The sequence below is a fragment of the Pedobacter jejuensis genome (assembly GCF_003725795.1).
GTDB lineage: Bacteria > Bacteroidota > Bacteroidia > Sphingobacteriales > Sphingobacteriaceae > Pedobacter > Pedobacter jejuensis.
Genome location: NZ_RBEE01000007.1, coordinates 1 through 10,578, shown reverse-complemented (window position 1 = coordinate 10,578; position 10,578 = coordinate 1). Strand labels below are relative to the sequence as shown.

Annotated in this window: 9 protein-coding genes and 4 tRNA genes; 3 read left to right on the top strand and 10 right to left on the bottom strand. The window is 37.3% G+C overall.

Going from position 1 to position 10,578, the window contains the following annotated elements; all coding sequences use genetic code 11:
• Positions 1-8: 8 nt before the first annotated feature.
• The 6 genes from D7004_RS04985 to D7004_RS04960 form a co-directional block, all read right to left on the bottom strand.
• Positions 9-644, bottom strand: coding sequence for a DUF6922 domain-containing protein (locus D7004_RS04985; protein ID WP_148042761.1), 636 nt, complete (start codon positions 642-644; stop codon positions 9-11).
• Positions 645-669: 25 nt separating this feature from the next.
• Positions 670-1,887, bottom strand: coding sequence for a site-specific integrase (locus D7004_RS04980; protein ID WP_123204772.1), 1,218 nt, complete (start codon positions 1,885-1,887; stop codon positions 670-672).
• Positions 1,888-2,136: 249 nt separating this feature from the next.
• A tRNA-Glu gene (locus tag D7004_RS04975) sits at positions 2,137-2,208 on the bottom strand.
• An 81-nt stretch (positions 2,209-2,289) separates the two neighbouring features.
• Positions 2,290-2,365: transfer RNA gene (locus D7004_RS04970), tRNA-Met, on the bottom strand.
• A gap of 87 nt (positions 2,366-2,452) precedes the next feature.
• Positions 2,453-2,524: transfer RNA gene (locus D7004_RS04965), tRNA-Glu, on the bottom strand.
• A gap of 81 nt (positions 2,525-2,605) precedes the next feature.
• Positions 2,606-2,681: transfer RNA gene (locus D7004_RS04960), tRNA-Met, on the bottom strand.
• Between the two features lie 114 nt (positions 2,682-2,795).
• Between D7004_RS04960 and era the strand changes: the two genes are divergently transcribed.
• The 3 genes from era to D7004_RS04945 all read left to right on the top strand — a co-directional run bounded on the left by era (position 2,796) and on the right by D7004_RS04945 (position 6,115).
• Positions 2,796-3,692: a GTPase Era gene (gene era, locus D7004_RS04955; protein WP_123204771.1), complete on the top strand. Its 897-nt coding sequence runs from the start codon at positions 2,796-2,798 to the stop codon at positions 3,690-3,692.
• 131 nt (positions 3,693-3,823) lie between these two features.
• Positions 3,824-5,125: a ribosome biogenesis GTPase Der gene (der, locus tag D7004_RS04950; RefSeq protein WP_123204770.1), complete on the top strand. Its 1,302-nt coding sequence runs from the start codon at positions 3,824-3,826 to the stop codon at positions 5,123-5,125.
• A 480-nt stretch (positions 5,126-5,605) separates the two neighbouring features.
• On the top strand, positions 5,606-6,115 hold the full coding sequence (locus D7004_RS04945; protein ID WP_208646791.1) for a GNAT family N-acetyltransferase: 510 nt from the start codon (positions 5,606-5,608) through the stop codon (positions 6,113-6,115).
• Here the strand turns inward: D7004_RS04945 and D7004_RS04940 are convergent.
• The 4 genes from D7004_RS04940 to D7004_RS04925 form a co-directional block, all read right to left on the bottom strand.
• A complete protein-coding gene (locus D7004_RS04940) occupies positions 6,112-6,618 on the bottom strand; it encodes a GNAT family N-acetyltransferase (protein ID WP_123204769.1) in 507 nt (168 codons plus the stop codon). The genes D7004_RS04945 and D7004_RS04940 overlap by 4 nt on opposite strands.
• 138 nt (positions 6,619-6,756) lie before the next feature.
• On the bottom strand, positions 6,757-7,527 hold the full coding sequence (locus tag D7004_RS04935) for a succinate dehydrogenase/fumarate reductase iron-sulfur subunit (protein WP_123204768.1): 771 nt from the start codon (positions 7,525-7,527) through the stop codon (positions 6,757-6,759).
• A 119-nt stretch (positions 7,528-7,646) separates the two neighbouring features.
• Positions 7,647-9,626 (bottom strand): fumarate reductase/succinate dehydrogenase flavoprotein subunit, encoded by a 1,980-nt coding sequence (locus tag D7004_RS04930; RefSeq protein ID WP_123204767.1) that lies wholly within the window; start codon positions 9,624-9,626, stop codon positions 7,647-7,649.
• A 17-nt stretch (positions 9,627-9,643) separates the two neighbouring features.
• On the bottom strand, positions 9,644-10,324 hold the full coding sequence (locus tag D7004_RS04925) for a succinate dehydrogenase cytochrome b subunit (RefSeq protein ID WP_123204766.1): 681 nt from the start codon (positions 10,322-10,324) through the stop codon (positions 9,644-9,646).
• Positions 10,325-10,578 lie beyond the last annotated feature (254 nt).

The window sequence follows — 10,578 nt, the reverse complement described above, 5'->3', positions numbered from 1 at the left end:
TTTCCGGATTAAATCCAGTGTGTTTGTTGTGACGGTATTTTTATATAGCATTTCAGTTGATGTTTATTCAACTGGAAATATTTACATACTTTGTCTATTATGATTTCGGGAAGAGAAGCAATTTCATTTTTCAGCGTATCCACGATTTTCTCCTGACCATAGAATCTTAAAAGCTCCTCCCAATCATTTTCTTCGCCCCTTGTTATCACTCTTTCAATAACAATCCGATAAGAACGCTGCCAATTGATGTTGGAATACTTCATATCCCAGAACAAGCTCTTAGGGAGGTTGGGCCTAGACAGTTTCGCTAAAACTGGTTTCCGCTCGATTCGTATCTGATCATTTTCAAAAGGCTCTTTCTTTTTTGACAGGTAGTTACTGATGGTATGATAACTATAATCGGGATAGCTGTCGCAGAAGTTTCTGAGACTAGAAAAAACATCCAATTCAATTCCAGTGAATCTTTTCCACTGTACCAGTACCACACGTGCTTGTCTTGAGCCTTTCATCATTGCAAAAATATGAAAAATCATTAAATAGACTAATATTCTGAAATATTTACCAGTTTTTGGTGAAATTTGGTTGAAATCAATTTCAAAGCACATAGTGAAGTTGAAAGCCACAAAAGATATTTGGGCTTTCATTTGTTCGATTCCAGAATAACAGACCCTAACTAATCCTAAGCTGCTCCTTGAGCTTGCTCATATCCTGACTAACCTTAATGTCAAGAACTTTCGCATAGTGCTGAGTAGTTTTCAATGCTGTATGTCCGAGTAGTCTACTAACTGTCTCAATGGGCACTCCATTTGAAAGCGTTATTGTGGTTGCAAATGTATGTCTTGCCAGATGGAAGGTCAAATGTTTATCTATACCACAAATATCCGCGATTTCCTTTAAATAAGCATTTACTTTCTGGTTGCTTGATACCGGCAAAACCAAACCTCTGCTTTCGCATTCAGGATTGTCCTTATAGCGATTTAATATTTCAAGTGCATCGGGTAAAATTGGTATATGGGATGAAGTATCAGTTTTTTGTCTCTTGGTAAATATCCACTTTTCTCCATCCATTCCTAAAGCGATTTCTGAATGTTTCAGTTTCTTAACGTCAGCATAAGATAATCCCGTAAAGCAACAAAAAATGAAAATATCTCTGACCTGTTCTAACCTACTGATTGTAAATTTTTTGGCTGAGATCTTATCTACTTCCTCTCGGGTCAGATAGGTACGTTCTTTGGCCTTTGCTGTAGATTTATATGCAATAAAAGGTGCCTGTTTCAACCAACCATTTGCTATGCAGTGATTGACGATCTTTTTAAGGTGTTTAATGTACTTTGCAGCAGATACACCTGTGCACTTACAGTCTGCTTTTAAATAATATTCAAAATCATTAATAAAAGCAAAATTCAGCTGACTGATTTGAATGTCATCCTGTAGATATTTTTTTTGGATAAAATTTGTTAAATGTCTTTCAGATGTAACGTAGCCTTTGAGTGTATTGGCTTCAAAGCCATTCCCGATTAATTCCTTCATCTTCGCATTATGTTCCGCAAATAGGCACAATAAATATCTGCTTTTTTCGGATTTGCCTGTAAACTGTCCCTGCAAACTGGTTGCTGTCACCTCTATGCCAGAGTCAATTAATGCCTGATGGGCCATTCTCATCTTGAACCGAAGGCTATCAAGATAACTGTTGAGGATTTTGGCATCTTTAGTTGTGCCAATGGCACGCCCTGCAGAGCTGTTCCATTTTTCGGATTCACAATCACGGCCAATAGACATTTCTGCCCGCTTACCATCTACGGTTATACGTAGATAAATGACCCTTGGGCCGCCTTTGTAGACTTTTTGCTTTCTTAGATAATAAAGCAGATGGAAATTACTTTTCATAATTACTTACTTAGAGTGAAACAAAAGTAAGATTGCAGAACTCTTCTATCAAGATGTTTGGTGATTGAACATGTTGATGTTCAGCTTGTTGAAGATGATTCGGTGCGTACTGATATCAATTTTTGATACACACCGAATTTCACACATTTTTATTGTGATTTGATGCATATTTTGCGACTTTGATATTAATAAAAAACCCTGCAAATGCTTGATTTGCAAGGTTTTGACATCATTTGATATTGATTCTCGTAGCCCGCAGGGGAATCGAACCCCTATTTCCAGAATGAAAATCTGGCGTCCTAACCGGTAGACGAGCGGGCCATCTTCAAGTTTGAAGTTGAAAGTTTTAAGTTGTAAGTTAGACCTAACTTAACACTTTATACTTAGAACTTACCACTCTAATGGTAGCGGGGACACGACTCGAACGTGCGACCTTCGGGTTATGAGCCCGACGAGCTACCAACTGCTCCACCCCGCATTATGTTGTATTTTTATGGAATACCAACCATCAATTTTTACAGAACTGAAACTGATAAAAAAAACCGCCTTACTTTCAAGCGGTTCGTAGCCCGTAGGGGAATCGAACCCCTGTTTCCAGAATGAAAATCTGGCGTCCTCACCCCTAGACGAACGGGCCATTTTCAAGCTTAAAGTTTAAAGTTTTACGTTGTAAGTTAAACCTAACCTATAACTTTTTACATAAAACTTACCACTCTAGTGGTAGCGGGGACACGACTCGAACGTGCGACCTTCGGGTTATGAGCCCGACGAGCTACCAACTGCTCCACCCCGCACTCTATACAACTCGTTTTTAATGCTGAATTAAATCCTTAACTCTATTTCCGAATTGGAATGCAAAGATATAATTCGTTTCTTTGTGCTGCAAATTTTTTTTAATAAATATTTTAATGGCGCATAAAGCAGGTTTTGTTAGTATCATAGGTAAGCCAAATGTTGGTAAATCAACTCTTATGAATGTGCTTGTAGGCGAGCGACTTAGCATCATTACGCCTAAGGCGCAAACCACCAGACATCGCATTTTAGGTATCGTAAATGAGGAAGATTATCAGATAGTTTTCTCTGATACACCGGGTATAATTAAGCCAAAATACAGTTTACAAGAGAGTATGATGAGCTTCGTTAACGGATCTTTAACCGATGCAGACGTACTTTTGTTCGTAACAGATATAAATGAAGCACACGACGAAGAAGATGTTTTGGAAAAAATCCTAAATAAAAACATCCCAACAATAGTACTGATAAACAAAATAGATAAGGCTTTGCAAGAGCAGGTTGACGAGAAAATTGCGTACTGGCAAGAGAAGTTAAATCCCGTTGCTATTTACGCCATCTCTGCTTTACACAACCACAATGTGGATGGGTTATTGGATAGAGTATTGGAAATGTTGCCAGAACATCCACCCTATTATGATAAAGAAGAATATACCGACCGCTCAGAGCGTTTCTTTGTTTCAGAAATCATTCGCGAAAAAATATTTTTAAACTATCAGAAAGAAATTCCCTACAGCACAGAGGTTATCGTAAAAAGCTTTAAAGAGGAAGAAATGAAAAATGGTAAGGGTTCTATGATAAGAATCACGGCAGAAATCGTAGTAGAAAGAGATTCACAAAAAAATATTCTTATCGGCACTGCCGGTAGTATGCTTAAAAAAGTTGGAACAGAAGCACGTATCGAAATAGAAAAATTTTTAGACACAAAAGTTTTCTTAGAAATGTTTGTGAAAGTTATTCCAGACTGGAGAAGCAAAAAGAACTACCTAAAAAGCTTTGGTTACGATAATTAACCGTACCTTTGCAGCCCGAAATAAATCGGTTAGTAGTTGATAGTCAATGGCTGATAGCCAAATCGTTTAGGCAGCTTGCCTAAACATCCCGACCATTAACTATAAGCCATTAACTATCAATAAACAATACCATGAGTAACATTATAGCCATCGTAGGCAGGCCAAACGTAGGCAAAAGCACCCTTTTTAATCGATTAACTGAAAGTCGTAAAGCAATTGTTGATGACATTAGCGGCGTAACCCGCGATAGACATTACGGTACCGCAGAATGGACAGACAGACAATTTACTGTAATTGATACCGGTGGTTATGTTGCAAACTCTGAAGATGTTTATGAAGCTGCTATCCGCGAACAGGTAATTATTGCCATTGAAGAAGCCAGCGTGCTTATCTTTATGGTTGATGTTACAACAGGCATTACAGATTTAGATGATGACATTGCTCAGGTTTTACGCCGCAGTAATAAACCTGTATTTGTAACAGCCAACAAAGTTGATAATACAGCACTGCATAGTGAAATCAGCACTTTTTACGGTTTTGGCTTAGGTGAAGTTTTCCCGTTATCATCAATGACAGGTTCTGGAACCGGAGAGTTGTTGGACGAAATTGTAAAACATTTTGAGGATATCCCAGAAGAAGAAAATCAATTACCTAAAATTACGATTGCTGGTCGCCCGAATGTTGGAAAATCATCTTTAGTAAATGCATTGATTGGTAAAGAACGTAACATCGTTACTGCAAATGCTGGTACCACCCGCGATTCCATAAAAATTCATTACAACCAGTTTGGTCATGAATTTATGCTAATCGATACAGCAGGTTTACGTAAAAAAACCAAGGTTAAAGAAAATCTCGAGTTTTATTCGGTAATGCGTACCATCAAAGCAATTGAAGAAGCTGATGTGGTAATATTAATGATTGATGCAGTTGAAGGTATAGAAAGCCAGGACATTAACATCTTCCACCTTGCAGAAAAAAACAAAAAAGGTATCGTTATTTTGGTTAATAAATGGGATTTGATTGAGAAAAACACCCAAACAATGAAGGCTTTTGAAGAAGAAATTCACGAACGCATTCGCCCATTTACTGATGTTCCAATAGTATTTACCTCTGTTTTAAACAAACAACGTATTTTTAAAGCGATTGAAGTTGGTTTAGAAGTTTATAAAAACCGAAGCAAAAAAGTACCTACATCAAAATTAAATGATGTAATGTTACCTTTGATTGAGAAATTTCCACCTCCTGCATTAAAAGGCAAGCACATTAAGATAAAATACATCACTCAAATTAATGCAACCTCACCAATGTTTGCATTCTTCTGTAATTTACCGCAGTACATTAAAGATCCGTACAAGCGTTTTATCGAAAACAAACTAAGAGAAAATTTTGATTTTTCTGGAGCGCCAATCCAAATTTATTTCAGACAGAAATAAGTTAAAGCTGAAAGACTTAAGGTCAAAGCAAAATTTAGATGTAAAAATAATTTGAAAAGCAGGTCTGCACTCCGTAAGGAAATGCAGACCTGCTTCTTTGTTAAGTCCATTCACAAACGGCCGTCACCCTGAATTTATTTCTGGGTCTTAATAGTAAGGCGATATCGCATTTAAGATGCTGAAATAAATTCAGCATGACGAACAAAAAATATAAACACCATTCGCAACCGGCCGTCACCCTAAATTTATTTCAGGGCATTAATAGTAAGGCGGCAAAGCATTTAAGATGCTGAACTAAATTCAGCATGACGAACGCAAAATAGAAACACCATTCACAAACGGCCGTCACCCTAAATTTATTTCAGGGCATTAATAGTAAAGCGGCAAAGCATTTAAGATGCTGAACTAAATCAGCATGAGGAGCTTAAAACCTAATTACGCAGGCTCAATAATTCAATGCTGAATTCTTATCTTCGCGGCATGCAAATTCAAGTTTTAAATAGCCAGCCATCAGATATAAACACCATATTTCAGTTTTATGATATGGCGGTAGAACATCAGAAAAAAGTATTCAATAAACACTGGCAAGGTTTCAGTAAAACATTAATTGAAACTGAAATTGCAGATAACAGGCAATACAAAATTCTAGTTGATGATGAAGTCGCTTGTGTTTTTGCAGTAACTTTTAACGATAAATTAATTTGGGGAGACAGAGATAAAGATTCCGTTTACATCCACAGGATTGTAACCCATCCAAATTACAGAGGCTATTCTTTCGTAAAAGAAATTATTAAATGGGGAAAATTGTTTGCTCCCAAAAATGGAATAAAATTTATTAGAATGGACACTTGGGCTGATAATGATAAGCTTTTCGAATATTACACAAGTTGCGGTTTCAATTTTGCTGGTACGGTAACAATGGAGCAAACTGAAGGATTACCGAAACATTACGAAGGCATTAGTTTAAATTTATTTGAAATTGAAGTTTAACGAAGTTCCAGTTTCCAGGTAAACATGCCCTCGCCTTCTGCTACTTTTACAAAATTATTTTTCTCTAAAATCGAATAAGAAGCTACATTGCCTATTTCTGTTGATGCAGAAATGGTATTTACCGTTTTTTGTTCTTTCGCCCATTTTATCATCCTGGCTACGGCTTCTGTCATGTAGCCCTTTCCTCGAAATTCCTCATACGTTCCATACCCAATTTCCAATTCGCCATTAGCATCAGGCGCTCCAACAAAACAAAAATCGCCAATCATTATATTATCAGCTTTTGATATTAAAGTCCACAGTGTGTTAAATAAATAATTTTTATTACCATCATTTACATTGGGCAAAATCGTCTGCGTTAAAGCTTTTTTTAGTGAAGATGAAATAACTTTATTAGAGGGTTTAAGTTTCAATTCCTCATCCAGCGAATTATCATTCTGAATGTATTTTAAAAGCTGATTGTGGTTGAGTGGTTGTAAAATAAGTCTATCCGTTTCTAACATATTGCAATGATGACAAACAAATTTAAATTTTAGATTTGGATTCCTCCAAATTTAGCTCTAAATATTTAGGGCATAAAAAAAGCCCCAACGAATTGAGGCTTAATAATCCCGATTTGCATCAGGATACACAGTATATTTTTAAATTGTTTCTTCTGAAACGAATTTTGCAGAGGCAAAATCACGATTCATTCTTGCAATGTTTTCTAACGAAATTCCTTTAGGGCATTCTGCTTCGCAAGCACCAGTATTGGTACAGTTACCAAAACCTTCAGCATCCATTTGCGCAACCATGCTTTGTACACGACGGTAACGCTCAGGCTGACCTTGCGGCAACAAAGCCAATTGTGATATTTTAGCAGAAACAAATAGCATTGCCGAAGCATTTTTACACGTAGCAACGCATGCACCACAACCAATACAAGCTGCTGCTTCAAACGCTGCATCTGCCTGCATTTTAGGGATAGGCAAGCTGTTTGCATCTTGTGCATTACCTGTGTTTACCGAAATAAAACCACCAGCGGCAATAACCCTATCAAATGCAGAACGATCTACAGTTAAATCTTTAACAACAGGGAAAGCTGCAGCTCTCCAGGGCTCTACAACGATGGTATCACCATCTTTAAAAGAGCGCATGTGTAACTGACAAGTTGTAACCAAGTCTTTCGGACCATGCGGGCGACCATTAATAAACATCGAACACATTCCGCAGATACCTTCACGGCAATCATGGTCAAATACAACTGGCTCTTCACCTTTGTTAATTAACTGCTCATTTAAAACATCGAACATCTCTAGAAAAGACATATCCGGTGAAATTTCAGCCAATTTATAATCAACCAAAGCACCTGCAGTTTTGTTATTTTTCTGACGCCAAACTTTTAGCGTTAAGTTCATATTTCCTGTACTCATGATATTGAGATTTGAGACGTTAGACTTGAGATGCGAGACTTGAGATGTGAGACTTGAGCATTAGGCAGTCGCCTTAACTCGTATCTCATATCTAGTTTCTCATATCTCAATTCTCACATCTATTTATAACTTCTTTGTGCTACTTTAATATTTTCAAACTTCAACTCTTCCTTATGAAGCTCGAAGTTTACACCTTCTTTAAATTCCCAAGCCGCTACGTAAGCATAATTAACATCATCACGTAATGCTTCACCTTCTTCCGTTTGATATTCTTCGCGGAAATGGCCACCACAGCTTTCTTTACGATCCAATGCATCGATACACATCAATTCACCAAGCTCAATAAAATCAGCAACGCGACCAGCTTTTTCCAATTCAGTATTTAATTCATCTGCCGTTCCCGGAACACGAACATTGCTCCAAAACTCAGCACGCAAAGCTCTGATATCTTCAATCGCTTGTTTTAAACCTGTTTCACTACGAGACATACCACATTGTTCCCACATGATGTGACCCAAACGTTTATGGAAGTGATCTACAGATTTTGTTCCTTTTATGTTGATTAACGTATTTAAAATATTCTTCGCCCTTTCTTCTGCCTCAACAAATGCCGGATGATCTGTAGATATTGCTTTTACAGAAATCTCATTAGATAAATATGCACCAATTGTGTAAGGAAGAACAAAATAACCATCTGCCAAACCTTGCATTAGTGCCGATGCACCCAAACGGTTGGCGCCATGATCAGAAAAATTAGCCTCACCTGTACAATACAAACCAGGAACTGATGTCATTAAGTTATAATCAACCCATAAACCACCCATGGTATAATGTACTGCAGGGTAGATACGCATTGGCGTTTCGTACGGATTTTCTCCTGTAATTTGAGCATACATGTCAAATAGGTTACCGTATTTTTCTTTGATTACAGCAGTACCTAAACGCATGCAAGTTTCTTTATCAGGATTATGGATACCCGCTTTAGAAGCTTCGATTTTACCGTAACGTTCTGTGTTTGCCTTAAAATCTAGATAAACAGCCAATTTAGAAGCACCTACACCATAACCAGCATCGCAACGCTCTTTTGCTGCTCGAGAAGCAACATCACGAGGCACTAAGTTACCAAACGCAGGATAACGACGTTCTAAGTAATAATCTCTTTCATCTTCCGGAATTTCTGATGCCTTGCGGTTATCATCCTTCTTTTTTGGAACCCAAATACGACCATCGTTACGTAACGATTCAGACATTAAGGTTAATTTTGATTGATGATCGCCAGATACAGGAATACAAGTTGGGTGAATTTGCGTATAGCAAGGATTTGCAAAATATGCGCCTTGTTTGTGTGCCTTCCAGGCCGCTGTAACATTACTTCCCATCGCATTAGTAGAAAGGTAAAATACGTTACCATAACCACCGGTTCCTAAAACCACTGCGTGACCGAAATGACGTTCGATAGCTCCAGTAATTAAGTTACGAGCAATAATACCACGAGCTTTACCATCAATTTTAACAACCTCAAGCATTTCGTGGCGGGTGTACATTTCTACTTTACCCATACCAATTTGGCGTTCAAGAGCAGAATATGCACCTAATAATAATTGTTGCCCAGTTTGGCCAGCAGCGTAAAAAGTACGTTGAACTTGTGTACCACCGAATGAACGGTTATCTAACAAACCACCATATTCACGGGCTAAAGGTACACCTTGCGCCACACATTGGTCGATAATATTTGTACTTACTTCAGCTAAACGATGTACGTTAGCTTCGCGAGAGCGATAATCGCCCCCTTTTATGGTATCATAAAATAAACGATAAGTGCTATCACCATCATTTTGATAATTTTTTGCTGCATTAATACCTCCTTGGGCTGCAATAGAGTGCGCTCTACGAGGAGAATCCTGAAAACAAAAACATTTAACTTTGTAACCCATTTCGGCAAGAGTAGCTGCAGCCGAAGCACCAGCTAAACCAGAACCAACAACGATTACTTCTATACTTCTTTTATTTGATGGATTAACCAAAGGCACTGACGACTTAAATTTTGTCCATTTACTGGTTAATTCGCCTTCCGGTATATTTGAATTAATATCTGACATATCTTTCGTGCTTAAAATTATTGAATAAAACCGAAGTGAAATGCGATCGGCATCGCGGCAAATAAAATCGAAATAATAATAGAATACCAAACACCAGCACCCTTAATTATGCCGCTATATTTTGAGTGATTCCAACCCATAGTTTGGAATGCCGAAGCAAAACCATGCAGTAAATGGTAACATAAGGAAACCATTGCTAGAAGATAAATTCCAACTCGAAGAGGATCTTGAAATTTATCTTTCATTACCGCATATAAATCTTCATGTCCGTTAGCATCTACAGTAGGAATGCCGGTAAAACGAGAAACTACCCAAAAATCTTTTAAGTGAACAACTAAAAAGATAAGCAATAATGTACCAAGCAAGCCCATTGAACGGCTATACCACTTACTATTAGCTTGACCATTAGTAACAGCATATTTAATTGGTCGAGCTTTGTTGTTTTCTAATGTTAATCGTAACGCTTGAAAAATGTGCGCAAGCAACCCTAGCATCAAAACAATTTCACCAGCTCTGATAATCCAGTTTGTTGCCATAAAGTGCGCACCAGTATTAAATGTTAAACCACCATCATTGATAAATATCAACGCATTAATACCGCAGTGTACAATTAAAAAGAGTATCAGGAATATTCCTGTAGCACCCATAATAAATTTTTTTCCGATAGAAGAGGAAAAAGCATTTCCGAAACCACTCATTTGATTAGGATTTATATCTAAATTTCTTGCAAAAGTATCTAATTATGAGGTACAATTTATAAACGATAATGACAAAATATCTATAAATAAACTATTTAGAAACATTCTAAAACAATGCAGAATAAGATGGCGTTAGGAAATGAAAATTATTCCTATATTGAGTAAACAATTAGCTAACCATTTATCAAACATTAAATATGAGGTTTGTGATGCAGTAAAATACTTTAAACTTTAAAAATTAAACATTAAGGCAT